The organism is Amycolatopsis sp. NPDC001319 (assembly GCF_042896185.1).
In the GTDB taxonomy this organism is placed as follows: Bacteria; Actinomycetota; Actinomycetes; order Mycobacteriales; family Pseudonocardiaceae; genus Amycolatopsis.
The window spans coordinates 470,609-494,537 of the sequence record NZ_JBIAWY010000001.1 but is presented as its reverse complement, the minus strand read 5'-3'; the positions used below and the strand labels follow the sequence as shown (position 1 = coordinate 494,537).

Annotated in this window: 21 protein-coding genes; 12 read left to right on the top strand and 9 right to left on the bottom strand. The window is 70.9% G+C overall.

Annotation, left to right across the window (positions count from 1 at the left end):
• Positions 1-8 precede the first annotated feature (8 nt).
• The 8 genes from ACFY1H_RS02310 to trmB all read left to right on the top strand — a co-directional run bounded on the left by ACFY1H_RS02310 (position 9) and on the right by trmB (position 7,212).
• Complete coding sequence (locus ACFY1H_RS02310; protein ID WP_386944829.1) at positions 9-1,211, top strand: sensor histidine kinase; 1,203 nt, start codon at positions 9-11, stop codon at positions 1,209-1,211.
• Positions 1,208-1,864 carry a response regulator transcription factor gene (locus tag ACFY1H_RS02305; protein WP_366580010.1) on the top strand — a complete coding sequence of 219 codons (657 nt, stop codon included), beginning with the start codon at positions 1,208-1,210 and terminating at the stop codon, positions 1,862-1,864. The genes ACFY1H_RS02310 and ACFY1H_RS02305 overlap by 4 nt, the downstream gene beginning before the upstream one ends.
• 202 nt (positions 1,865-2,066) lie before the next feature.
• Positions 2,067-3,008: an ABC transporter ATP-binding protein gene (locus tag ACFY1H_RS02300; RefSeq protein ID WP_366580008.1), complete on the top strand. Its 942-nt coding sequence runs from the start codon at positions 2,067-2,069 to the stop codon at positions 3,006-3,008.
• 38 nt (positions 3,009-3,046) lie between these two features.
• Positions 3,047-3,799, top strand: coding sequence for an ABC transporter permease (locus ACFY1H_RS02295; RefSeq protein WP_366580006.1), 753 nt, complete (start codon positions 3,047-3,049; stop codon positions 3,797-3,799).
• Between the two features lie 158 nt (positions 3,800-3,957).
• Complete coding sequence (locus ACFY1H_RS02290; protein WP_386944019.1) at positions 3,958-4,866, top strand: ABC transporter ATP-binding protein; 909 nt, start codon at positions 3,958-3,960, stop codon at positions 4,864-4,866.
• Complete coding sequence (locus ACFY1H_RS02285) at positions 4,863-5,606, top strand: hypothetical protein (RefSeq protein ID WP_386944017.1); 744 nt, start codon at positions 4,863-4,865, stop codon at positions 5,604-5,606. The genes ACFY1H_RS02290 and ACFY1H_RS02285 overlap by 4 nt, the downstream gene beginning before the upstream one ends.
• Positions 5,607-5,809: 203 nt before the next feature.
• Complete coding sequence (locus tag ACFY1H_RS02280; protein ID WP_386944015.1) at positions 5,810-6,385, top strand: hypothetical protein; 576 nt, start codon at positions 5,810-5,812, stop codon at positions 6,383-6,385.
• Positions 6,386-6,504: 119 nt separating this feature from the next.
• Complete coding sequence (gene trmB, locus ACFY1H_RS02275; RefSeq protein WP_366580000.1) at positions 6,505-7,212, top strand: tRNA (guanosine(46)-N7)-methyltransferase TrmB; 708 nt, start codon at positions 6,505-6,507, stop codon at positions 7,210-7,212.
• A 123-nt stretch (positions 7,213-7,335) separates the two neighbouring features.
• Here trmB and ACFY1H_RS02270 read toward each other — a convergent pair whose 3' ends face one another.
• Together ACFY1H_RS02270 and ACFY1H_RS02265 are read right to left on the bottom strand one after the other, a co-directional pair.
• Complete coding sequence (locus tag ACFY1H_RS02270; protein WP_366579998.1) at positions 7,336-9,600, bottom strand: ABC transporter permease; 2,265 nt, start codon at positions 9,598-9,600, stop codon at positions 7,336-7,338.
• On the bottom strand, positions 9,597-10,307 hold the full coding sequence (locus tag ACFY1H_RS02265; RefSeq protein ID WP_366579997.1) for an ABC transporter ATP-binding protein: 711 nt from the start codon (positions 10,305-10,307) through the stop codon (positions 9,597-9,599). The genes ACFY1H_RS02270 and ACFY1H_RS02265 overlap by 4 nt, the downstream gene beginning before the upstream one ends.
• A gap of 178 nt (positions 10,308-10,485) precedes the next feature.
• Between ACFY1H_RS02265 and ACFY1H_RS02260 the strand changes: the two genes are divergently transcribed.
• Complete coding sequence (locus ACFY1H_RS02260) at positions 10,486-12,285, top strand: histidine kinase (RefSeq protein ID WP_366579995.1); 1,800 nt, start codon at positions 10,486-10,488, stop codon at positions 12,283-12,285.
• Complete coding sequence (locus ACFY1H_RS02255) at positions 12,282-12,935, top strand: response regulator transcription factor (RefSeq protein ID WP_366579993.1); 654 nt, start codon at positions 12,282-12,284, stop codon at positions 12,933-12,935. Before ACFY1H_RS02260 ends, ACFY1H_RS02255 begins: the two co-directional genes overlap by 4 nt.
• A gap of 61 nt (positions 12,936-12,996) precedes the next feature.
• On the opposite strand, the gene ACFY1H_RS02250 is transcribed toward ACFY1H_RS02255, so the two are convergent.
• Positions 12,997-14,019, bottom strand: coding sequence for a CHRD domain-containing protein (locus tag ACFY1H_RS02250; protein ID WP_386944012.1), 1,023 nt, complete (start codon positions 14,017-14,019; stop codon positions 12,997-12,999).
• Positions 14,020-14,160: 141 nt separating this feature from the next.
• On the opposite strand from ACFY1H_RS02250, the gene ACFY1H_RS02245 reads away from it, so the two are divergent.
• Both ACFY1H_RS02245 and ACFY1H_RS02240 read left to right on the top strand, forming a co-directional pair.
• On the top strand, positions 14,161-14,631 hold the full coding sequence (locus ACFY1H_RS02245) for a hypothetical protein (protein WP_366579989.1): 471 nt from the start codon (positions 14,161-14,163) through the stop codon (positions 14,629-14,631).
• A gap of 34 nt (positions 14,632-14,665) precedes the next feature.
• Positions 14,666-15,973 carry an amidohydrolase gene (locus ACFY1H_RS02240; RefSeq protein WP_366579988.1) on the top strand — a complete coding sequence of 436 codons (1,308 nt, stop codon included), beginning with the start codon at positions 14,666-14,668 and terminating at the stop codon, positions 15,971-15,973.
• Positions 15,974-15,977: 4 nt separating this feature from the next.
• Here the strand turns inward: ACFY1H_RS02240 and ACFY1H_RS02235 are convergent, their stop codons facing one another.
• The 6 genes from ACFY1H_RS02235 to ACFY1H_RS02210 form a co-directional block, all read right to left on the bottom strand.
• Positions 15,978-16,655, bottom strand: a complete 678-nt coding sequence (locus tag ACFY1H_RS02235) for an SDR family oxidoreductase (protein WP_386944010.1) — start codon at positions 16,653-16,655, stop codon at positions 15,978-15,980.
• 17 nt (positions 16,656-16,672) lie between these two features.
• Positions 16,673-18,343 (bottom strand): hypothetical protein, encoded by a 1,671-nt coding sequence (locus ACFY1H_RS02230; RefSeq protein ID WP_386944008.1) that lies wholly within the window; start codon positions 18,341-18,343, stop codon positions 16,673-16,675.
• Positions 18,344-18,487: 144 nt separating this feature from the next.
• On the bottom strand, positions 18,488-19,939 hold the full coding sequence (locus tag ACFY1H_RS02225) for an SdrD B-like domain-containing protein (protein WP_386944006.1): 1,452 nt from the start codon (positions 19,937-19,939) through the stop codon (positions 18,488-18,490).
• 55 nt (positions 19,940-19,994) lie between these two features.
• Complete coding sequence (locus ACFY1H_RS02220; RefSeq protein WP_386944004.1) at positions 19,995-22,094, bottom strand: PhoX family protein; 2,100 nt, start codon at positions 22,092-22,094, stop codon at positions 19,995-19,997.
• A 92-nt stretch (positions 22,095-22,186) separates the two neighbouring features.
• Complete coding sequence (locus ACFY1H_RS02215) at positions 22,187-23,407, bottom strand: MFS transporter (protein ID WP_386944002.1); 1,221 nt, start codon at positions 23,405-23,407, stop codon at positions 22,187-22,189.
• Entirely contained in the window at positions 23,397-23,873 is a 477-nt protein-coding gene (locus ACFY1H_RS02210) for a MarR family transcriptional regulator (protein ID WP_366587685.1), read from the bottom strand. Before ACFY1H_RS02210 ends, ACFY1H_RS02215 begins: the two co-directional genes overlap by 11 nt.
• Between the last annotated feature and the right edge of the window lie 56 nt (positions 23,874-23,929).

The following is a 23,929-nucleotide window of genomic DNA, read 5'->3' as shown; positions in this document are numbered from 1 at the left end:
CCCACCCCATGGCGGGGGACACGTTGCTCGCCGTGGTCCTGCTGTTCATCGACTTCGTGCTGTTCGTCGGCGGCACCGTCGGGAGCGAGAACCATCCACCGCCGTGGTTCATCACGCTGCCGATCGACGTCGCCATGGTGGCGCCGCTCGTGTTCCGGCGGAAGAAGCCACTGGTCTCGGCCTACGTGGTCTTCTTCGTCGCCATCGCGCACGGGGCGCTGTCGCTCGGCTTCTCCTCCGTCGCGGCGCTGGCGATGAGCCTGTACTCGATCCTCGTCTACATCGGGCGCAAGCAGGGGCTGATCTACGTCGGCGCGCTCGTGCTGATGACCGGGGTCGAGGTGTTCACCGACAAGTCGACCCCGTGGCTGGGCAACGCGCTGTTCACCGCCTTCGGCATCGCGCTGTGCTGGACGCTCGGCGAGTTCGTCGGGGCGCGGCGCGCGTACCAGCTGGAAGTGGAAGCCCGCCTGCACCTGCTGGAGACCGAACGCGACCAGGCCACGCGCATCGCCGTGGCCGAGGAACGCGGCCGCATCGCGCGCGAGCTGCACGACGTGGTCGCCCACTCCGTGAGCGTGATGGTGGTGCAGGCCGACGGCGCGGCGCTCGCGTTGCCCACGAACCCGGAGCTGGCCGGGCGCGCGCTGCACACGATCTCCGAAACCGGCCGCGGCGCCCTCGGCGAGCTGCGCCGGCTGCTCGAGGTGCTGCGCGGCGACCACGGCGACGGCGAGCCCCGCGTGCCGCAGCCCGACGCCAACGCGCTGAGCGAGCTGGCCGAACGCATGCGCGGCGCGGGCGTGCCCGTCGACCTCGAGGTGGGCGAAGGCCTCGCCGACCTGCCCGCCGGCGTCTCCCTCGGCGTCTACCGCATCGTGCAGGAGTCGCTCACGAACACGCTCAAGCACGCCGGCACCGGTGCGCGGGCCGAGGTCCACGTGCACCGCAAGGGTGACAGCAAGACCGGCGACGTGGTCGAGGTGCTCGTCCGCGACGACGGCGCCGGCCGCGCTCGCCAGCTCGAACAGGTGACGGTGGGTGCCGCGGCGCCGTCGAAGAAGACCCCACGGCTGCAGGTCGCGGGCGGCAACGGGCTGATCGGGATGCGGGAGCGCGCGAACGTGTACGGCGGAACGCTGGAGGTGGGCCCCGCGCCCGCCGGTGGGTGGCAGGTGCGGGCCGTGCTGCCCGTTAGGTTGGCGCCGTGATCAAAGTGGTGGTCGTGGACGACCAGGAACTGATGCGCGTCGGCTTCCGCATGGTGCTGGGCGCGCAGTCCGACATCGACGTGGTGGGCGAGGCCGGCGACGGCGCGCAGGCCATCCGGCTGGCCGACGAGCTGCGGCCCGACGTCGTGCTCATGGACGTGCGCATGCCGGTGCTCGACGGGGTGGAGGCCACGAAGCAGATCGTGGCCGCCGGGACCGCGCGGGTGCTCGTGATGACCACCTTCGACCTCGACGAGTACGTCTACGCGGCCCTGCAGGGCGGCGCGTCGGGTTTCCTGCTCAAGGACACGCCACCGGACCACCTCGTGTCGGCTTTGCGGTCGGTGGCTTCGGGCGACGCCGTGGTGTCACCCTCGGTGACCAAGCGGCTGCTCGACCGCTTCGTGGGCGCCGGCGGCTCCCCGGTGCGCGACGCGAGCGAGCTCGACGTGCTGACCGACCGCGAACGCGAAGTCCTCGTGCTCATCGCGAAGGGCATGTCCAACCTCGAAATCGCGGAAACCCTCTTCCTCTCCGAAGCGACCGTGAAGACGCACGTGGGCCGTATCCTGGCGAAACTCGACCTGCGCGACCGCGTGCAGGCCGTGGTGCTGGCCTACGAGACCGGACTCGCGCGCCCCGGCCTCGGCTGAGGTCTTGATCCACTTGATCCATTTCGGACGCTGAAGTTCAGGGTCGTCTCAGGGGTTTCACCGATCGCACATCCACCGCCGGAGCGGTTGGGTACTACTCAGGTCGGGTGACGAGTTCGACCCACAGGATGACGCGAAGACCGGTCTCGCTCGGTCACGATGTTGCGGGTACAGCGGCACAGCCGTCAACGAGGGAGCAGGAATGATCGAGGCATCAGGTCTCACCAAGCGTTACGGGAACACGCTGGCGGTGAACAACCTGTCGTTCAGCGTGGCCACGGGGAAGGTCACCGGCTTCCTGGGCCCGAACGGCGCCGGCAAGTCCACCACCATGCGCATGATCCTGGGGCTGGACAACCCCACGGGCGGCGAGGTCCGCATCGGGGGCAAGAAGTACCACGAGCTGAAGGACCCGCTGCGCACCGTCGGCGCGCTGCTCGACGCGAAGTGGGTGCACCCCAACCGCTCGGCCCGCGCGCACCTGACGTGGATGGCGAAGTCCAACCGCATCCCGGCGTCGCGTGTGGACGAAGTGCTCGACGTCGTCGGTCTCACCAGCGTGGCCGGCAAGCGCGCCGGCGGGTTCTCGCTCGGCATGTCGCAGCGGCTGGGGATCGCGGGCGCGCTGCTGGGCGACCCGGAGGTGCTCCTGTTCGACGAGCCGGTGAACGGCCTCGACCCCGAGGGCATCCTCTGGATCCGCAAGTTCATGCACCGCCTGGCCGACGACGGCCGCACGGTGTTCGTGTCGAGCCACCTGCTCTCGGAGATGGCGCTGACCGCGAGCGAGCTCGTGGTGATCGGCAAGGGTCAGCTGATCGCGCAGTCGTCCACCGAGGAGTTCGTGGCGCGCGCCGCCGAGAACACCGTGAAGGTGCGCTCGCCGCAGCTGCCTGTCCTGCGCGAGGCGCTGGTGCGCGCCAGCGCCCAGGTGACCGACTCGGGTGAAGCGCTCATCGTGTCCGGGATGGACAGTGCCAAGATCGGCGAGCTCGCGGCTTCCGCGAACGTCGTGCTCCACGAGCTGAGCCCGCAGACCGGTTCGCTCGAACAGGCCTTCATGCAGATCACCGGCGACTCCGTCGAGTACCACACCGGGCTCGAGGCCGAGGCGCAGCAAGCCCTTCAGCCCACCGCCCGCTGACGACCACTCGTACGACAAGGATTCCGGGGAAAAGAACCATGACTCTGCTCGCGGTCGAACGCATCAAGCTGTTCACCACCCGCTCACCGTGGTGGTGCGCTCTCATCGCCATCATCCTCACCGCCGGCTTCTCCGCGCTCGTGGCGAGCGCGGCGTCGAGCGACGAGACCATCGACGTCGCGACGACCCAGTTCGGTTACCAGTTCGGCATCGCCGTGATCATGGTGCTGGCGGCGCTCTCGGTGACCACCGAGTACCGCTTCGGCACCATCCGCACCACGTTCCAGGCCGTGCCGGGCCGCACGTCGGTGCTCATCGCCAAGGCCACTGTCGTCGCGCTGCTTTCGCTCGTGATCGGTGAGGTCGGCGCATTCGGCGCCTGGGCACTGGGCTACGCCATCCGCCCGTCGGACGCACTGGCGCTCGACACCTCGGCCGAGTGGATCAACGTGGCCGGCGTCGGCGTGCTCTTCGCCTTCGCCGCGGTGATCGCGGTGGCGGTCGGCATCCTGATCCGCCACAGCGCCGGCGCGATCGCGCTGCTGCTGATCTACGTGCTGGCCGTGGAAAGCCTGGTCCAGCTGATCCCGACCGTCGGCCCGAAGATCCACGAATGGCTGCCGTTCAACGTCGCGGAGAAGTTCCTCCGCGGTGGCGGCGGGGCGACGCGGGGCGGCCCGCCGCAGTCCGACGCAGTGCTCTCGCAGGGCTGGTCGCTGGCCTACTTCGCGGGCATCGCGATCGTGCTCCTGGCCATCGCGATCGGCGTCGCGAAGAAACGCGACGCCTGACGAAAGACCCACCACAGGGACGTTCGGGCGGAAGCGGCGGGGGCCGAAACCGGCTGAACGGGGGAAAAGGGGATAGAAGAAAGATCCGGGTCGCCAATTCGGGGGGCGACCCGGATCTTTTCGTTTTCGGCACGCGCTCGGCTCGGTAGGGTGCCCGCGTGCTGGAGACCCACGGGCTGACCAAGTCCTACGGCGAAACCCTGGCCGTCGACGACCTCACCTTCACCGCCGAAGCCGGCCGCGTCACCGGCTTCCTCGGCCCGAACGGCGCCGGCAAGTCGACGACGATGCGGCTGCTGCTCGGTCTCGACACGCCCACGGCCGGCACCGCGCACATCGACGGCAAGCCCTACCGGCAGCTGGCCGATCCACTCCGGACGGTCGGTGCCCTGCTCGACGCGACCTGGCGCCACCCCGGCCGCAGCGCCCGGCAGCACCTGCGCTGGCTCGCCGCGACCAACGGCCTGCCCGAGCGGCGCGTGGGCGAGGTGCTCGACCTCGTCGGCCTCGGGTCCGTCGCGAAGAAACGCGCGGGCGAGTTCTCCCTCGGCATGCTGCAGCGCCTCGGCATCGCAACCGCGCTGCTGGGCGACCCGAATGTGCTGCTGTTCGACGAGCCCGTGAACGGTCTCGACCCCGAAGGCGTGCTGTGGGTCCGGCAGCTGATGCACTCGCTGGCCGCCGACGGCCGCACCGTGTTCGTGTCGAGCCACCTGCTGCCGGAGATGGAGCAGACGGCGCAGGACCTCGTGGTGATCGGCCGCGGGCGGCTCACCTACCAGGGCACCATGGCCGACTTCGTCCACCGCGCCGGCTCCCGCGGTGTCCGCGTGCGCACACCCCAGGCCGGCGCCCTGCGCACCGCGCTGACCGAGCGCGGGATCACGTTCACCGACGAGGGCGATGCGCTCGTGGTGTCCGAAGTGGACAGCGACACCGTGGGTGAGGTCGCGTTCACGGTCGGTGCCACCCTCCACGAGCTGAGCCCGCTGGCCGGGTCGCTGGAGCAGGCATACCTGGAGCTGACGGGCCAGACGGCCGAGTTCACGAGCGGAGGTGCCAGGTGAACGTGCTGCGGGCCGAACGGATCAAGCTCTTCTCCACCCGCGCGCCCTGGTGGTGCGGCGCGCTCTCGGTGCTCGCGCCGCTGGTGTTCACGACGTTGTTCTTCGCGCTCGCCGGTTCGGAGGTCACCGCGAGCGTCGGCAACACCCAGCTCGCCACCGGCATCGGCCGCACGGTCGCGCTGGTGCTGGCCGTGCTCGCCGCGACCTCCGACGCGAGCTGGGGCACGCTCCGGCTGACGTTCCAGGCCGTGCCGACGCGCGTGCCCGCGCTCTTGGCCAAGGGCGCCGTGGTCCTGGTCGTCTGCGCGGTGCTCGGGCTGCTCGCGGGCGTGGGCTCGTGGGGCATCGCGGCGCTGATCCGCCCCGACGCGGACCTCGCGTTGCACTCCGCGGGCGACTGGCGGCTGGTGCTCGGGCAGACGGTGACCTTCGCGCTCACCGGGCTGCTCGGCGTCGGCGTCGGGCTGCTGCTGCGGAGCACCGCGCTCGCGTTGACGCTCGTGCTCGTCTGGACCCAGCTCGTGGAGGGGCTGGTGCTGCTGATCCCGCGCGTCGGCCCCGACGTCTACCCGTGGCTGCCGTTCTTCGCGGCCGGGCAGTTCGCCGGTGGGGATTTCACGCAAGCGGCGCTGAACGTGACGCCCGCTTTCGGCCCGTGGGGCTACCTCGCGTATTTCGGCGGCATTTGTCTCGCGTTCTTCGTCGCCGGCGTGGTGACCGCGAACCGCCGCGACGCCTGACGAGAGCACATTCGCGTTAATCTGCACGTGCAGAACAGGTGTCCACGAGGCAAACGGATTAAGACCGCGTTAAGTCGTTGTGGCTTCTCTCACAGGGAGCGGACATACTGGCAAAGTCCCCAGGATATTCGAGATCAAGAGCGTGCTCGTCCGTCTCAGCTCCCCGGAGGTGAACCTTGACGGTGGACGCTGGTCAGGGGCTCATGAGTCCCATTCCCTCGGCCCGCACCGAAGCGGCCTCCCAAAGCCACAACGAAGCGGCGCCCCAACCCCGGCTCGAACCGATGCTGGACCTCGAATGGTCGCAGGCGATCGAGCTGCCCCGGTTCGCGCAGCCCGCGATGAAACCCGGCGACCTGCGCCAGGCGTGGGTGCACCGCGCGGCCGAAGACCTGGTGCTCGCCCTCTACCGGAGAGCCAGCGGCATGCAGGGTCCGCTGCCCGCGCCGTGGTGGCTGCGCGCCGTCGCGAGCGGCCGGCTCGAGTCGCGTGAGCTCGGGTTCCGCATCGAAGACCGCATCCAGCAACTGCTTTCCCGCCGCTCCGGCTGGGAGTTCGTGCCCTGGGCCGCCGACGGCGAATCGGGCTATTGGGAGTTCATGCCGTCCGAGCGCGGGAAGTCCGGGCACTCCGTCCCAACGACCGTGCTGAACACCGATCGCCATCCCGGCTGGATCGACGTGCTGCCCGCCCACACGGGCACGACGCCGCACCCGATCGCCGTGTCCGGGCTCGCCGGCCTGCGCTCCCGGCTCGGGGAGTTCGAAGCGGTCCGCTGACCCGCCCGGCTGCGCCGAGGGATACTGAACCGACCACAGTCACGCCGAATGGCTTCGTTGCAACCGTACGTGCCGCGTGGGCGTCGGCCTGCTTTTGGCCGGATCAGTATCTTGTCGGGGTGGAGAACGAGGACCAGCCCCGGCTGCGCAGCGTGGTCAGCTTTGTCAACCGCGGCGGCCGGATGACCGTCGGCCAGCAGCGTGCCTGGGACGAACTTTGGCCGCAGCTGGGCCGCACGGTCGCCGACCTGCCGGCCGGACCCGTCGACTTCGCCGAGTGGTTCGGCCGCGAGGCGCCGGTGATGCTGGAGATCGGCTCCGGCATGGGCGAGACGACGTCGCAGCTCGCGGCGGCCGCGCCCGAGCTCAACTACGTGGCCGCCGAGGTCTACGACCCCGGCCTAGGCCAGCTGATGCTGCGCGCGGAGAAGCTCGGCGTCGAGAACCTGCGGCTGATGCACGGCGACGCGGTGGTGCTGCTGACCGAGCACGTCAAGCCCGGTGCGCTCGCCGGCGTGCGGCTGTACTTCCCGGACCCGTGGCCGAAGAAGCGCCACCACAAGCGCCGGATCGTGCAGCCGGACTTCGTGGCTCTCGTCGCGTCGCGGCTCGCGCAGGGCGGCACCTTCCACCTCGCCACCGACTGGGAGCACTACGCAGAGCAGATGCTGGAAGTGTGTTCAGCCGAGCCCGCATTGCGCAACCGCTACGCGGACGAACCGGGCGGCTGGGCACCGAGGCCCGAATGGCGGCCGCGGACGAAGTTCGAACAGCGCGCCGACGCCGAAGGCCGCGTGTCACACGACCTCATTTTCGAGAAACGCTGACAATTTGTCGTAAAAAGGTCTTCGAAAAGGGCCGCTGCCGGGTTCCCACCCCCGGCAGCGGCCCTTTTCTCCCCCTTTTTCACCCCCGGCGTCCGCCCCACCCCGTGAAGGGCGGACCGCCCGCTACTCGTCGGCCAGCGGTTCCGCCTGCACGCGCCGCAGGGCGGGCGTGCAGATCGAGGCTCCGAGCAGCGCCACCCCGACGCCGAGCACGACCGGGGCGAAGATCCACGGGCTGAACACGACGCCGCCCTCTCCGGCCGTGCTGAACAGCCCGATCCCGACGAGGATGCCGACCACGCCGGCGCCGATCGTCGCGACCAGCGCGGGCAGCGCCGTCTCCATGCGCAGCGCCCTCGACAGCACCTTCACCGGGGTGCCGGCCGCCATCAGAGCCCCGAACGTCCGGCGCCGGTCCATGATCGAGCCGGCCGTGGCGACGGCCGCGCTGCAGCCGGCGAGGATGCCGGCGGCCACCAGGCCTATCACGGTCACCCGGCGCAGGTCCGAGAGCTGCGTCTGCTGGTCGTAGAGGTACTGGTCGCGGCTGCCGACCTCCGCGCCCGTCGCGGCCGAGGCCAGGGCGGTGCGGACGATCTCGCGGTCGGCGTCCGTCGTCGGGGCGATCACGGTGGCCGCGCCGAGCTTCACGCCGGCCGGCACTGCCGCCGGGTCGAGCAGGTAGGAGCTGCTCACGTTGTCGCTCATCTTGAACGTCCCGACCGGCACCGAGCCGAGCGGCTGGCCCGGGTCGCTGGGCTCGGGGTCGCCGACCACGTGGTACTCGGCGGGGTTCAGCTCGTACGGCGCATACAGCCCGACGCCGGGCTTGCAGTCGGCCGCGGTGATCCCCAGCCGGGTGAGCCGGGCCGCGTCGGCGCAGGACATCACCAGTGCCCGCTGGTACGACCGCTCGTTGCCGGTGCCCTGCACGAGGTACACCTGGCCCACGGCGATCGCGCGTTCCTGCTGGCCGTAGCGGGCCAGTGTCGAGTTGGCGTGGTCCACGACGGCCGCGGCCTTGTCCGGGGTGCTGTCGGCGTAGAGCACCGAGTCGGCGTACGTCCGCCCGCCACCGGCGAGCGACTCGAACGACGGCAGCAGCGTGAGCGCCATCGAGCCGGTGAACACCGCGAGCACGATGCCCGCCGTGGCGCGGTAGGCGCCCTTCGGGTCGTCACGCAGCCTGCGCCCGGCCAGCAGCGCCGACGGTCCGCGCCAGCCCCGCACGAACGTACCGCCGACCGCCGAGGTCACCCACGGACCGACCACGATCGCCGACGCGATCAGCAGGAACAGTCCGACCAGCACCATGTCGGCCGAGCCGCCGTCCCGGGAGCCGACCACGGCGTAGAGGAAGAACAGGCCCGCCACCGGCAGCACGAGCAGGCGCCACCAGCGCAGCGGCTTCACCGTGTGGCCGCCGGTCGCGAAGAGCGGGTTGCGCAGCACGCGCCGCAGGCCGAGCACGCCGGCCAGCACCACGAGCGCCGGGATGGCGATCACGATGAACACCGCGAGCGGGATCGGCAGCGTGAAGTCCGTGGCCAGCCACGTGCCGCCGTCCCACGGGACGAAACTCGCCAGGCCGTGCAGCGCCGGACTGATCCCCAGGCCGAGCAGGGCCCCGACGCCCGCGGACAGGATCGTTTCCCCGGCGACCATGGACGTGACCTGCCCCGGCGTCGCACCGGCCAGGCGGATCGCGGCGAGCCGGCGTTCACGCCGGGCCGCGGTCAGCCGCGCCGACGACGCGACGAGCACCAGGCTCGGCACGAGCAGCACGATGATGCCGACCCAAGCCAGCAGCGTCAGCAGCGGATCCGCCTTCGCCTTCTGGTCCGGGAACGCGCTCACCGGCTGCGCGACAGCCTCCGTCGCGCGTTCGGCCTCCGTCGCACTGAGCTCCTGCTCGCTGTGGCCGACGAGCGCCACGAGCTGTTCCGGGTACTTCAGCGCCTCGTCGCCCAGCGCGGCGACGGGCTTGCCGAACCGGTCGCCGAGCTGGTTGGCCGGCGTGTTGTTCAGCAGCCGGCCCAGCGCGGGCGACACGAGCGTCTCGCCCGGTCCGGGCAGCTTCGGGATCCCGGCCGGCAGCTTCACCCCGGCCGTGTTGCCGGTGGCCGCGACGTCGACGCGGATGATCTCCTGGCCGTGGAAGTAGTCCTTGGCCCCGGTGACGAGCATGACGGGCGTGCCGCTGGTGTCGAAGTTGTAGTACGACTGCCAGATGCCGCGCTGTTCGCGCACCTGCGTCGCGAAGGGCAGTGACGCGAGCAGCAGCACGAGCCCGGTCGCGACGGCGACGCCGACCGCGGTGAGGATCGCGGAGGTGCGGGTCCGCCGGTCGACGCGGAGCACGCGCAGGGCGAGCTGGAGCGAGTTCATACCGCCAACCTCTTTTGCTGAGACGCCGCCGCGATGAGGCCGTCGCGGATGGCCACGGTCTTCGGCATCGACTCGGCGAGCTCGCGGTCGTGGGTCACGACGATCACGGCGGCGCCGGACTCCTGCGCGGCACCGAGCAGCGCCTGCATGGTCTCGCGGCCGGTCCGCGTGTCGAGGGCGCCGGTGGGCTCGTCGGCGAAGATCACCTTCGGCCGGTGCGTGAGCGCCCGGGCGATGGCCACGCGCTGGGCCTCACCACCGGAGAGCTCACCCGGACGACGCTGCTCCTTGCCGGCGAGGCCGAGGCGCGCCAGCCACTCGCGGCCCGCGGCGATCGACTCCCGCCGGGCCTTGCCCGCGAGCAGCGACGGCAGCGCCACGTTCTCCTCGGCCGTCAGCTCGGACACGAGCATCCCGGACTGGAAGACGAACCCGAACTCCGTGCGCCGCAGCTCGCTGCGCTTCTTCTCGTTCAGGTTGTCGATGCGCCGGCCCATCAGGTGGATCTCGCCGCCGTCGGCGCGGAGGATGCCCGCGAGCACGTGCAGCAGCGACGTCTTGCCCGACCCGGACGGCCCCACGATGGCCACCGCGTCGCCGGGCTGGATGTCGATGTCGATACCGGCCAGCGCGTACTGCCCGCCGTACCGCTTCACCAGCCCCCGCCCCGACAGCACCGGGCCGGAAGTCCACTGTGGATTGCTCATCCGGGTGCTTCTCCCTCGTTGATCATCGGCTTGTCGGGAACCACCTTCACGGATCGGGGCCGGTGTCCACTTCGGGCAGACGGCCAGTCCGGCGATCACCCGCATCGGCCGATCGGCCGATGCGGCTCGAACCACCTGGCCAAGGTGCGCGCGGCCCGAGATCCTCTACCGTTCGGTTGTGTCCCAAGCTCCGCCGTCTTCCTCCTTTTCCACGCGCGTGACCGAGGTCGTGCGCCGCCTCGGCATGCCCGTGGTGGTGCTGCTCGCGGCGCTCCTGTTCGACCTGGTGTTCGTGACCGACGCGGCGCTGGACAACCACGGCCCCAAGTTCGTCGACTTCGCCTTGTTCCCCGGCATCTTCGCGATGGCGGGATGCGCCATCTGGGCCCGCCGGCGCGCGGCAGTGGCGGCGATGGTCGCGGCCTTCGCGCTCGCGTTCTTCACGATCTTCCAGCGCTACCTGCATACGCCGGCGTATTCGAGCGTGCTCGCGAACCTCTCGATCACCGACGTGGTGGCGGGCACGGAGATGGTCTACTACCTCGCCCGCCGAGCCCGCCCCGGAGTCGCGTTCGCGGCGATCTCGTCGCTCGTGGTCGGCGCGCTGATCGCAGTGTTCGGGCGCTACACCTACGGCGACGTCTCGTCCTCCACGATCGTGTCCGCGATGCTGTTCGGCGCCACCCTGCTCACCGCGGCCGTCGTGATCGGGGTGGCGGGCCGCACGCAGTCGGACGGACGGCGCGAAGTCCGCGAGCAGCGGCTGCGCAAGCTGCGCCGCGTCAACGCGCTGGCGATGGGGCAGTGGCCGCTGATCGGCGCGCTCGCGATCACGCTGCTGTTCGAGTTCGGGTTCACCTACGACGGCGGGGCATCGGGCTTCCCGGTGCTGTTCTGCTCGATCGGCGCCGCGGTGGTGGCAGTGCTTTCGCCCCGGCGGCCGGGCGACGCGATGCTCGGCGTGGCCGGGCTGATGCTGCTGTCCGCGCTGGTCATGCCGTTCCTGAAACTCGGCTACGACTACCAGCTGGCGGGTGGAATCCCGCCGGCGCAGATGGCGGCCGGGATCGGCGTGGTGGTGAACCTGGTCCGCGCCGTGCCGCTGGTGAAGGCGTGGCCGCGCATCGCCGTGCTGTCGGCCGTGGTGGCCGTCGGGACCATCCTCAACACGCGCCGGTCGAGCTTCTCCCCGCTTACCGATCCGCAGGAGATCGGCTCGTTCGCGGTGGGCGCGGGCCTGGTGCTCGGCATCTCCATCGCGGTCGGGATGTTCCTGCGGTCCCGCGACTCCGAGCGCACGCAGGTGATGAAGGCCGCGGTCACCGACGCCCAGACCACCGAGCGGATGGCGCTCGCGCGCGAGCTGCACGACGTGGTGGCCCACCACGTCACCGGCATCGTCGTGCAGGCCCAGGCCGCGCGGATGATGGGCGAGAAGAACCCGCAGCTCGCGCTCGAGGCGATGGGCCGCATCGAGGACGCCGGCACGGAAGCGCTCGCGGCGATGCGCCGGCTCGTGCGCAGCATGCGCGGCGACGCGCCCGCCGGCGCGAGCGACCTGAGCGAGCAGGCCACCACGGATCTGGCCGCCGACCTGCGCAAGCTCGTCGACGGCGCCAACCACGGCGTGAAGACCACGCTGGTGCTGGACCTGCCGCCGGACCTGCCGCACGAGGTCGGACGCTCGGCGCTGCGGCTGGTGCAGGAGTCGCTCACCAACGTCGGCAAGCACGCCGCCGACGCGACCGAAGCGCTGGTCCACGCCGAGGTCACCGGCCGCGAGCTGCACCTGTCGGTGCGTGACGACGGCCGGGAGAAGGCTCACCGACCGGCCGGCGGGTCGGGCGGCTACGGTCTGGTCGGCATGCGCGAGCGCGTCGCCCTGCTGCACGGCCGGCTCACGGCCGGGCGCGGGCCCGACGGCGGCTGGCGCGTGGAAGCTTGGCTGCCACTCGAGGCGAACGGGGATGACGGGTGATCCGGGTACTGATCGCGGACGACCAGGAGATGGTGCGGATGGGGTTCCGCATGATCCTGGACGCGCAGGACGACATCGAGGTGGTGGCCGACGTCGCCGACGGCGTCTCGGCCGTCACCAAGGCGCGCGAGCTGCGCCCGGACGTCTGCCTGCTCGACATCCGCATGCCGGGCCTCGACGGCCTCGAGGTCACGCGGCAGCTCGCCGGCCCGGACGTCACCGACCCGCTGAAGGTCGTGGTCGTGACCACGTTCGACCTCGACGAGTACGTGCACACCGCGCTGCGCAACGGCGCGAGCGGCTTCCTGCTCAAGGACGCCGGCCCGGCGCTGCTGATCGAGGCCATCCGCGCGGCCGAACGCGGCGACGCGCTCGTGTCGCCCCAGATCACCGTGCGGCTGCTCAAGCACTTCGACGGCGCCAACGGGCACAAGCGCGAGGTGCCGCCGCCGTCCGAACCGCTCACCGCACGTGAGCTCGACGTGGTGAAGGCCGCCGCTCGTGGCCTGACGAACACGGAGATCGGCGCGGAGCTGTACTTGTCGCTCTCGACGGTGAAGACCCACCTGGCTTCGGTGCAGGGCAAGGTCGGGGCGCGCAACCGCGTGGAGATCGCCGCGTGGGCCTGGCGCAGCGGGGTCGTGAACTGAGTTTTCTCGCCAAGGAAAACGGGGGCCGGCTGGTGAGCCGGCCCCCGTTTTCAGTGCTGGATCAGAAAAGCTGGCCGCGCGCGGCGCCACCGGGGAAGGCGGCGTCGTGCAGGTTCGCGTAGTACGACAGCGGGTGCCGCGCGATGTCCTTGACCAGGGCCGAGTCGAGACCGGTCGCGGTGCCGGACACGGCGAACACGCCCGCGGGCACGGTCGTGCCGATCAGCGGCACCACCACGGCGCCGTTCTTGCCGAAGTTCCCCTTGTGGATGTGGGCGAGCGTCGGCTGGAAACCGAACCACGCGAAGGAGAACTGCACCTGCGTGCCGGTCGGGCGGACGAAGCCGACGGCGTTGGCCTTCGGGTCACCGGCCTTCGGCTCGCCGGGGGCGGCCTTGACCTCCTGGTTGCCGGACATGAACGCGTGCAGGCCACCGCCGTGCAGCAGCTTCAGCATGTCGACCGAGGAGCGCAGCGGCGTGAGCTGCCCGCGGACGGCGCCGCCGGGGAACTCCTTGGTGTGCAGGTTGAGGTAGAAGCCGGACGGGTTCTTGCGCAGGCCGTCGGCCGTGGCCTGGTCGGTGATCGTGGCGGTGCCGGCGGCCGCGGTCACGGTGTCGGGCATCGCGGTGCCGAACAGCGGCACCTTCACGTCACCGTTCACCCCGGCCTTGCCCTCGTGGATGTGGCCGAGAGTGGGGGCGCTGATGCCCTTCCACGAGAACGCGTAGGTGACCTTGTCGCCCTGCACCTCGACGATGCCGGTGGCGCTGCCCTTCGGGTCGCCCACGGCGGGCTTGCCGGCCACCGGGACCTCGTTGGCGCCGGTGAGCTTGGCCTGCAGGAAGATCGGCTTCTGCTGGGAACGCTGGATGGCCGTCGACAGGCTGGCCGGCGCCTTGGCCGGGGTCGAGGCGCCCTGGCCGGACATGTCCATCCCGGGCATGTCCATGTTCATCCCGCTCATGCCGGGCATGTCGGGTGTGGTCGGGGTGCCGGGCATCGGGCTGGCGGTGGCGGTGACGGCGCCGAGCAGGCCGAGGCCGGCGGTCAGCGCGGCCAGTGCCGCGATTCGTGCTCGCATCAGGTTCGTCCTTTCACGTCGGATTCCGCAGCCGACACGGAATCCAGCGTTCGGCGGTTCAGGGAAAAATTCGATTGAACCGTTTCGCCGCGCCCGCCGTGTCTCGTCGCGAATTCGACGTGAATCGGTGGAGGAGTTCTCATGCGTGTCTCGATCGTCCTGGCCGGTGCCGCCCTGCTCGGCACCCTCGCTGCCTGCGGAAGCACCGCGACCAGCGGATCTGCTTCGGCACCCGAAGGGTCGACGCCGGCGCCAGTGGGCGCCGTGAAGATCGGGCAGTCCAGCGTCGGCCCCATTCTGACCGACTCCGAGGGTCGGACCCTTTATGCCTTCGCGGATGACAAAACGGGAACCAGCACGTGCGAGTCCGATTGCCTCGCGACGTGGCCCGCGCTGACCGGCGACAAGAATTTCACCGCGGGCGCGGGCGCGGATCAGAAACTGCTCACCGCGACGGAACGGACGCCGGGTGTCGAGCAGGCGAAGTACGGGGTGTGGCCGCTGTACTACTACGTCGGCGACCAGGGTCCCGGTGACATCGACGGCCAGGGTGTGGACAACCTGTGGTTCGTCGTCGGGGCCGACGGGAAGCTGATCAAGAAGACACCCTGACCACAGCTGTCTGGGACGCCCGTACTATCTCCGCATGTCGCACCGTTTCCACGCGCCCGTCGTCCTGCCCGCCGATCCCGCCTGCTCGCTGCTGCGCGACGCCGTCGTGGACGTCGACGACAGCGGCCGGATCACGTTCGTGGGCCCGGTCGCCGAGGCACCCGAGTTCACCGGCGAGGTGACGCGGCTCGGCGGGATCCTGTTGCCCGGCCTGGTGAACACCCATGCGCACAGCCCGATGACGCTGCTGCGCGGCATGGGTGGCGACCTGCCGCTGCTGCGGTGGCTGCGCGAGATCATCTGGCCGACCGAGGCGAAGCTGCGGCCCGAGGACGTGCGGACCGGCATGCTGCTGGGGTCCGTCGAGATGCTGCGCCACGGCGTCACGACCAGCGCCGAGATGTACTTCGAGGGCGAGCAGCTCGTGGACGCGGTGCTCACCACCGGCGGGCGCGTGCTCGTGGCGCCGCCGGTGATGGAGCTGCCGGGCATGGATTGGCGCACGTCGCTGGCGGCCATCGACCGCTGGATCGACGCCGACGGCCTGCGCTTCGGCCCCGGCGACCGCATCGAGCTGGGCTACGGCCCGCACTCGGCGTACATGCTCAACCCCGACGGCCTGCGCGCCACCGCGGAATCGGCGGCCGCGCGCGGCGCGCTGGTGCAGATCCACGTGGCGGAGGCCGCGAACGAGGACCTCGCCCAGCGCAAGGAGTACGGCTCGGTGCCGGCGCTGCTCGACTCGCTCGGCATGTTCGCCGGCCGCACCCTCGCCGCGCACTCCATCCACCTGTCCGACGAGGACATCGCGCTCTTCGCCGCCCGCGGCGTCGGCATGGCCCACTGCCCGGGCTCGAACGCGAAGCTCGCGTCGGGCATCGCCCGCATCAAGGACCTGCGCGCGGCCGGCGTCGCCGTCGGCCTCGGCACCGACGGCCCGGCGTCGAACGACGACATCGACCTGTGGGAAGAGCTCCAGCTCACGGCCATGCTCGCCCGTCTCGCCAACGACGACTCCACGGTCCTGACCGCCGCCGACGTCTTCGTCATGGCCACCCGTGGCGGCGCCGACGCGCTGGGCCGCATCGACATCGGGGCCCTCGAGCCGGGCCGCTGGGCCGACCTCGTCCACGTCGACCTCGACGACCCAGCCTTCGCGGCCGGCCTGGACGTGCCCGACGAGCAGCTGCTGTCCAACCTCGTGTGGGCCGCGGGTTCCCGCCGCGTGCGCGACGTCTGGGTCGCGGGCGAGCAGGTCGTCGCCGACGCCGAGCCGACGCGCGTGGACCGCGCGAAGATCCAGGCGTCGGTCGCCGACACCGCTGCGCGACTGCGCGCCTGATCGGTCAGCGCGGGCGCAGGATCACTTCCGTCAGGTGCGCTTCCGGGCTCGCGCTCACCGCGGTGAGCACGGCCGTCGCCACGGAGTCGGGGCGGAGGAAGCGCGCCGAGTCGTACTCACCGCCCTCGTGGGCGATGACCGCGCGCTGCATGTCGGTGTCGGTGCGGCCCGGGTACACGGTGGTGACGCGCAGGTCCGGTTCTTCCTCGCGCAGGGCGTCGGCGAAGGCGCGGGCGGCGAACTTGCTCGCGGCGTACGGGCCCCAGCCGGCGCGGGAAGTGCGCCCGGAGCCGGAGTTGATCACGACGACATGGCCGCGAGCGGCGCGCAGCGCGGGCAGCAGCAGGCGGGTGAGCTCGGCGACGGCGACGACGTTGACCTCGTAGTTCACGCGCCAGTCTTTGGCGGTGGCTTCGGCGACGGTGTTCAACCGGGCGGCGCCGGCGGAGTGCACGAGGACGTCGAGGCGCTCGATCTGCGCAGCGGCGGCCGCCAGCGAAGCCTCGTCCGTGAGGTCGACGCGCCACGGCGCGGCGCCCGGCAGCTCGGCGGCCACCTTCTCGAGCGCGGCCTCGTCGCGGCCGCCGAGGAGCAGGCGGTGGGTCGGGGCGAGCTGGTGGGCGACGGCGGCGCCGATGCCACGCGAGGCACCGGTGACCAGGGCGAGTGGAAGATCGGTCATGCGATCCACCGTAAGCGTCAGCAGGACGCCGCCGCGCGGGGGTCGCGGTCGAACCGGATGCCCGTACGGCTGAAAGATCCCGCGAAATTGTCGACGAATCGACCGAAGGTCAACGGACTGCGCGTCGAGGTGAGCACGTCCTGCTCGCCCTGGCAGCGCAGCGCCTGCCGGGCGGCTTCGATCTCGGCCGGGGTGAAGACATGCATCTGCCCGTCCGTTGCGACGTCGCCGCGGCCGGCGTCGGCGATCTCCCACGCGGCGGTGAGCCACTTCGAGTGCCCGGGCCGCCCGCCGGGGATCGACGTGGAGTGCGAGCCGAGGTCGCTGGCCAGGCCGTAGCCGTCGTGAACGCGCACATCGAGCGACACCAGGTTGCTGATCGCGCCCATGCTGTCGGCCGCGAGCGTGACGTACGGGCGGTCCGTCGGGAACGTGTACCAGCGCTTTTCCCCGTAGCTGTACACAAGCACGGCCGGCGCGCGCGTCGCGTCGGTGGCCTCGACGGCCGCGCGCATCACCGGCTCGCCCAGGAAGTCCGACGCCAATACCGGGTGCTCGTGCCCGGTGACCCACGACCAGTACGCGCGCTCGTCGGTGACGCCGACGGCCGCGTGGTCGTTCGCGTACGGCACGCGCAGCCACCCCGCCGCGGCCACCGACCACACGGCGACGCCCGCCAGCAGCGCGAACGTCTTGCGCGTCAACGGCACCGCCATCACCGGCAGGAGCAGCGCGAACAACGCGGGCAGCAGCATCCGGCCGTGCATGAAGTCGCCGCCGACGCGCACCACGTACGCGGCCAGCAGCACCGCACCCGCCACCGGCGTGAGCGTGAGGATCCGCGACTTCCGGCTCAGGAACGCCGCGACCGCCAGCGCCAGGATCGGCAGCCAGAGGTAGTACGGGTCGACGAGGTCGAGCAGGTAGTCGAACCCGCGCGACCAGTTGCTCGTGCCCGCTTCCTTGGCCAGCGCCGTGTTCGGCACGAGCAGGCCGTAGTAGCCCATGCGGAAGACCTGGTACGCCACCGGCAACGCGAGCCCGACGCCCAGCCAGCCGAGGCCGGCACGCAGGCGCGGGCGGCGCAGCAAGACCAACGCGGCGAACGCGACGATGCTGAACAACGCCAGGTCAGGCCGCACCAGCACCCCGAGACCGATGACGAACGCCGTGGCCTTGGGCGCCTTGCCGCGCACGAGCAGCCACCACGTCAGCCCGATCCACAGCATCGCCAGCCCGGTTTCGAGGCCGGACGTCGCGAAGTCCCGGAACGGCGGAAGCGCGCACACGATCAGCGCCCCCGCCGGGACGACCGGGCTGTCGTAGAGGCGACGAGCGCCGTCCATCGCGAAGAACAGCCCACCGACGGCGCAGACCAGGCCGGTGACCACGGACAGCCACTCCAGCGCCGGGCCCGGGATCGTGCCGAGCGCGGCCAGCAGCCAGGTCCACAACGGGCTGGTGCTGGCCTCGACGCGCTCGCCGACGTTGAACACGGGCCCGTGACCGGCGAGGATCTGCCGGACCGTGCGCAGGACGAGCAACCCGTCGTCCGACATCCAGCGGCGGCGCCAGGCGAGGTACGCGTAGAGCGCCAGCGTCGCGAAAGTCAGCCACGTGGTCGGGGACTTGAGCCACGGCGTGGGCGCCGCCACGGATTTCGTCGTGGCGGTGGTGGCTGTCGTCATGGCCCCTCTCCCCGGTGGTCTTTTCCCAGTCTCGCATCCGGGGTTGGACGGCAAGCGCCCCAATGCGGCGTTGGTTGCGCTCAACGCACCCAATGCGGCGTTCGGTGCGCTCAACGCAACGAACGCCACATTGGGGTGGTCGGGTCAGGCCGAAGGGGTCGGACTCGCCGAAGGGGGCTGGGTTTCCGTAGGTGCGGGGGTTTGAGAAGGCGGTGGCGGGGGAGCGCTCGACGTCGGGGCCGGCGCCGGAGGCGGCGGGGGTGGCGGGGCCAGGCCCAGGTCCGCGTTCAGGTTCTCGTGCGTCGCCCCGCCGAGGGTGAACGCCGCCGTGCAGCCCGTGGCCGGGTCGACATCGGAGTCGCGCGCCGCGTCGCCGGCCGCCCGCTTCGTCACGGTAAGCCCGTCCGGCAGGTGCGAGACGTCGAAGCAGACCTGGTACGTCCCGTCCTTGCGCTTGTCGAACAGGTACGAGCCGTCAGCCGCGGTTTTCGTGGTGGCGACGGTGCCGCCCGCGCCGTCCTTGAGTGTCACGGGGATGTCGGCGACGCCGGGCTCGCCGTCGTCCTGCAGGCCGTTGCGGTCGGTGTCACGCCACACGCGGTCGCCGATCTTGTCGATCAGCGGCAGCGGCGTCACGGTGATCGACGCCGTGGCCGACTGGTCGGTCAGCGCGCCGCTCGGCGAGGTGACGCCGGTGATCCGCATCTTGTTCACGTGGCCGGTGTCGTTCTCGGCCAGGTTCGGGTGGTCGCAGGGCACGGCGTTCGACCCGCCGGGCGCCAGGTCGAACGCGCCCGGCAGCGACGAGCACCACGAGTCCTTCAGCAGCACGCCGGTCAGCGGCTGCGAGCCCGAGTTCGTGACGGTCGTGCGGTAGTGCGCGGTCTCGCCGGCCGGGATCGTGGCCGACGGGCCCCACTCGCCGGTCGCGGGGTTCTGCACCTCCAGCTTCACCGTGTACGCGGCGAGCTGCAGGTTCACGCAGTCCCACATCACCCAGTTGCGGTTGGTGGTCGCGAAGAACACCACCGACGTGGTCCTGTCCGGCGCCGTCTGCGCGGGGAAGTCCTGGCGCGCGAGCTTGCCGTCGGACTGCACGTCGTGCGTGACGTTCTGCGACTTCTCGAGCAGCGTGCGGCCGGCGGAGTCGGTGAAGCGCAGGCCGGTCGACTGGGCGTTGGCGCGGTCGGCCAGCGCCGAGCCGACGGAACCCGTCGCCGCCGAGAGCGTGTAGATGCCGCCGGGCGCGGCGGGCAGGGTCTGGGTGGCGGAGCTGACGCGGCCGTCGGGCGTCTGGATCTGCGCGTTGAGCTTGCCGTCGGACGCGTGCGCGGTGTCGGTGACGAGCTTCGGCACCTTGTCCGGCGGCGTGCTGCGCGGCACGGGCGCGGCGGGCGTGAACACGTAGCCCGCCGGTGGTCCGCCGGGCGAATTCGCCTGCTCGACGCTCGGGTTGGGGGCCACTCCGCCGCACGCCGGGGTGTCGGCTGCCGGAGCGGAACCCGGAAGGACGACGACGAGCGCACCGGCCAGCACCAGGGTGCAGGCCGACGCGCCCGCCGAACGTCCGATCGCGACTTTTCCTGCCCGCCTCACCCACCGAAGCTATTACTCCGCACGGGTTCGGCGCAGCGGAAGCCACTCCAAAGAGTTACCGCACGCCGATGCGGCCGGCGAGCCCGAAGCGGCCCTTGCGCCACACCGAAACGATGGCCGGGCGCGGCTGCGCGGTGCCGCCGTCGGGCCAGTGCGACGACGGGTTCGCCGAGCTCGCCGCGTTCTCACCCGGGTGCTGCACAGCGACGAGCACCAGGTGGTCGGTGACGACCGGCCCGCACGTCTCCGCGCCCACCGGCACGGACAGGAACTGCTTCACGTGCCCGCGCTCCGGACCCGACACGGGCACGGAGAACAGGCCGTCGTTGGCGCCGAGCGTGTTGCCGTCGGTGGAGATCCACAGGTTGCCGTGGGGGTCGAACGCGACGTTGTCCGGGCACGAGATCGGGCTGACCTGGCTCTTCGGGAAGCCGCCGAAGTAGGTGTCGGCCGTGGCCGGGTCGCCGCAGACCAGCAGCAGGCGCCAGGCGAACCGCGTCGACGCCGAGTCGCCGCGCGCTTCTTCCCACTCGAGCACATGACCGTTCTTGTTGCCGTTGCGCGGGTTCGCCTCGTCGACGCCCGCCTTGCCGGCCGCGCCGCGGTCGGTGTTGTTGGTCAGGGCCGCGTAGATCCGGCCGTTGACGGGGTTGGGCTCGATGTCCTCCGGGCGGTCCATCTTGGTGGCGCCCGCTTTGTCGGCGGCCTGGCGAGTGAAGACGTACACCTCCTCGGCGGTGAATCCGTCCACAAACGACTTGTTGCCACTGGCCAGGGGGATCCACTCGCCGGCGCCGTCGAACTCGCCGTCTTCCGGGAGCTTGCCGGCGCCGTCGATCTCCGCGGCGGGGCTGTCGCCGGTGAACTTCGCGACGTAGAGCGTGCCGTCGTCCAGCAGCGCCGAGTTGTGGCGGCGGGCCAGGGCGGACGTGCCCTTCTTGTACTTGCCCTTCGACACGAACTTGTAGATGTACTCGAAGCGCTCGTCGTCACCGGAGTACACCGCGACGCGGCCGTCGGCGGTGATCTTCACGTTCGCGGCCTCGTGCTTGAAGCGCCCGAGCGCGGTGTGCTTGACCGGCGTGGAGTTTGGGTCGTTCGGGTCGATCTCCACGACCCAGCCGAAGCGGTTGGGCTCGTTGGGCTCACGCGGCACGTCCCAGCGCTTGTCGAACCGCTCCCACTTGCGCGTGCTCTCTCCGGTGCCGATCACGTACCGCTTGAGCCGTGCGGCCTGCGCCGGATCGGTCACCTGGTCGGCGTTGGCGAAGTACTGGTGGAAGTTCTCCTCGCCGGAAAGCACGGTGCCCCACGGCGTGACGCCACCGGAACAGTTGTTCTGCGTGCCGCGCACGCGCTTGCCCGACGGGTCGGCCGACGTCTTGAGGTACTTCGAACCGGCCGCTGGGCCGCGGACCTCGAAGATCGTGTCGAGCGTGATGCGCCGGTTGAGCGGGCTCGCCACGGTGCGCAGGCCCCCGCCGATCGGGTCGCGCAGCGTCTGGACCACGGACAGGCCGTGGGCCGCCCAGGCGATCTTCACCTGCTCCTCGGTCGGGTTGGCCGGGTCGTACTGGTCGGCCGGGAACAGGTGCACCTCGGTGGTGTACTCGTGGTTGACCACGAGCAAGTTGCGCAGCCCCAGGGAATCCTGCGGGATCAGGCCGACGAAGTCGTTGTTGTAGCCGAACTGCTTGGCCTGCGCGGCCGCGGTCTGCCTGTGGAAATCGAACTTCGGCGCCCCCGGCACCACGGCGTCGCCCCAGCGGATGACCACGTGCTGGTCGTAGCCCTCGGGGATGCTCACGCGGTCGAGCTTGTTGGGCGCCACGGCGTCGAAGTCGGTGCCGGGCACCGGACGCGGGTGGCCGCCGCCGCTGTGGCCGCCGGGTTGTCCGCTGTGGTGGGCGGGCGAAGCCGCGGCCGAGCCCGACAGGGCGGCGAACTCGCCGGCCGCCGCGGCCATCACGGCGCCGGCCTTGAACACGCCACGCCGGGACACGCCCTTCGCGACGTCACCGAAGTACTCGTTGCCCGAGGGGTTCGGCGCTTCGTGCGAACAGGCGTTGCCGCAGCGGTACTCGCAGGTCAGGGGAGAACGGCCGCCAGGGTGAGTGGCGAACAGGGGCAGCAGTCGCCCGCGTTCCGTCGACACAGGGCCTCCAGGTCACTTCAGTAAGGGAACAAAGCGACCATATGCGGCAAAAACGGACCTTCAAGTGAACAACAGATGTATTCGGCTCGGGTTCAGAGTTCCTCTTCGCCCACCAGAGCGGCTTCCTTCGGCACGTCGTGCGGGTCGGCCTTCTTCTCCCGCAACGACAGCAGCACGGCGGCGATGAGGCACAGCACGGCCGCGATCACGAACGGGCCCTGCTCCCAGCCGAGCCAGTCGGCGACGTGCCCGACGAGCGTGGCCGCGACGGCACCGCCGAACCACCGGCAGAAGTTGTAGCCCGCGCTGGCGACCGGGCGCGGTGCGGCGCTGATCGACATCGCGGTGCCCGTGAACAACGTGTTCAGCAGCCCCGAAACCAGGCCGGAGAGCACGATGCCGACGACCACCACGGCCTTGTTCGGCACCGCCAGCACCAGCATCAGCACCGTGTAGCCGGCCACGGCGAGCGCGGCCGCGTGCCGCTCGCCCAACCGCGCGGCGAGCTTCGGCGCCAACGCGACGCCGGCGACCGCGACACACAGGCCCCAGCCGCAGAAGATCAGGCCGACGGCGATCGCGCTCCAGCCCAGCACGAACGGCGACCACGCCAGCACCGCGAAGAACGCCGCCGTGTACAGCGCCGACGCGACCGAAGTGCGCAGCAGACCGGGGTGCTTCAGCGCGCGGATCGGGTCGAGCAGCTTGATCGGCTCACGCTTCTCGTGCGAGTCGCTCTTCAGGAACACCGAGCACAGCACGAGCGCGCCGGCCATCAGCACGGCCGTGCCCAGGAACGGGCCGCGCCACGAGATCGTGCCGAGCAGCGCGCCCAGCAGCGGGCCGACGGACAGCCCGACACCCAGCGCGGCCTCGTACAGCAGGATCGCGCCGGACTGCCCGCCCGTGGCGGCGCCGACGATCACCGACAGCGCGGTGGCGATGAAGAACGCGTTGCCGAGGCCCCACACCGCACGCAGGCCGACGAGCTGCTCGATCGAACCGGCCGCGGCGCACAACGCGGTCGCGGCGACGATCAGCGTCAGCCCGACCAGCACGGTGCGCTTCGCGCCGAAGCGCGCGGACATCGAACCGGTGAACAGCATCGCGATCACCTGCACGCCGAGGTACGACGTGAACAGCAGCGTGACCTGCGACGGCGACGCGTTCAGGCCCTTGGCGATCGACAGCAGGATCGGGTCGACCAGGCCGATGCCCATGAACGCGATGACCGCGGCGAACGCCGTGATCCACACCTGCTTGGGCTGGCCCTTGACCGCGTCCAGCAGGCTTGAGTGGTGCTCAGCGCTCATCGCTGATCAGTTCCTCCTCACTTTTCTTCCCGGGTACGACGTGGAAATCGCGGATCAGCTTGCCGAGCGCGGGCAGGGCGGCGTCGATCGCGGCGCGCTCCTCGTCGGTCAGCTCCAGCAGCCGATCGCGCATCTGCGCTTCGCGCGCCGCGACGAGCTCGGCGTAGAAGCCCTCGCCCGCCTCGGTGGCTTCGACCAGCACGGCCCGCCCGTCGTCGGGGTCGGGGCGCCGGACCACGAGCCCGAGCCGCTCCAGCCGCCCGACGACGTCGGTCATCGACGGCATGCGCACGCCTTCGAGCTGGGCCAGCCGGCTCATGCGGCTGGGCCCGACGCGCACCAGCTCGGACAGCACCGAGCCCTGAGTGGGCGTCAACGCCTGCGAAGTCTCGCGGCGCACCAGGTAGTAGAGCCGGAACACGACCGGCCACAGGCGGTGCGCGAGATCCACGATTCCGGAAGTCACTTAGCCAGGCTAACAAATTTAGTTAGGGTGGCGAAGTAATTCGCCTCACAGACTAG

What these genes read in the sequence shown, in the direction of transcription:
- ACFY1H_RS02310 (WP_386944829.1), top strand. Translation starts at nt 9, where the DNA reads ATGGCGGGGGACACGTTGCTCGCCGTGGTCCTGCTGTTCATCGACTTC.
- ACFY1H_RS02300 (WP_366580008.1), top strand. Translation starts at nt 2,067, where the DNA reads ATGATCGAGGCATCAGGTCTCACCAAGCGTTACGGGAACACGCTGGCG.
- ACFY1H_RS02295 (WP_366580006.1), top strand. Translation starts at nt 3,047, where the DNA reads ATGACTCTGCTCGCGGTCGAACGCATCAAGCTGTTCACCACCCGCTCA.
- ACFY1H_RS02280 (WP_386944015.1), top strand. Translation starts at nt 5,810, where the DNA reads ATGAGTCCCATTCCCTCGGCCCGCACCGAAGCGGCCTCCCAAAGCCAC.
- ACFY1H_RS02270 (WP_366579998.1), bottom strand. Translation starts at nt 9,600, where the DNA reads ATGAACTCGCTCCAGCTCGCCCTGCGCGTGCTCCGCGTCGACCGGCGG.
- ACFY1H_RS02265 (WP_366579997.1), bottom strand. Translation starts at nt 10,307, where the DNA reads ATGAGCAATCCACAGTGGACTTCCGGCCCGGTGCTGTCGGGGCGGGGG.
- ACFY1H_RS02250 (WP_386944012.1), bottom strand. Translation starts at nt 14,019, where the DNA reads ATGCGAGCACGAATCGCGGCACTGGCCGCGCTGACCGCCGGCCTCGGC.
- ACFY1H_RS02245 (WP_366579989.1), top strand. Translation starts at nt 14,161, where the DNA reads ATGCGTGTCTCGATCGTCCTGGCCGGTGCCGCCCTGCTCGGCACCCTC.
- ACFY1H_RS02240 (WP_366579988.1), top strand. Translation starts at nt 14,666, where the DNA reads ATGTCGCACCGTTTCCACGCGCCCGTCGTCCTGCCCGCCGATCCCGCC.
- ACFY1H_RS02235 (WP_386944010.1), bottom strand. Translation starts at nt 16,655, where the DNA reads ATGACCGATCTTCCACTCGCCCTGGTCACCGGTGCCTCGCGTGGCATC.
- ACFY1H_RS02230 (WP_386944008.1), bottom strand. Translation starts at nt 18,343, where the DNA reads ATGACGACAGCCACCACCGCCACGACGAAATCCGTGGCGGCGCCCACG.
- ACFY1H_RS02215 (WP_386944002.1), bottom strand. Translation starts at nt 23,407, where the DNA reads ATGAGCGCTGAGCACCACTCAAGCCTGCTGGACGCGGTCAAGGGCCAG.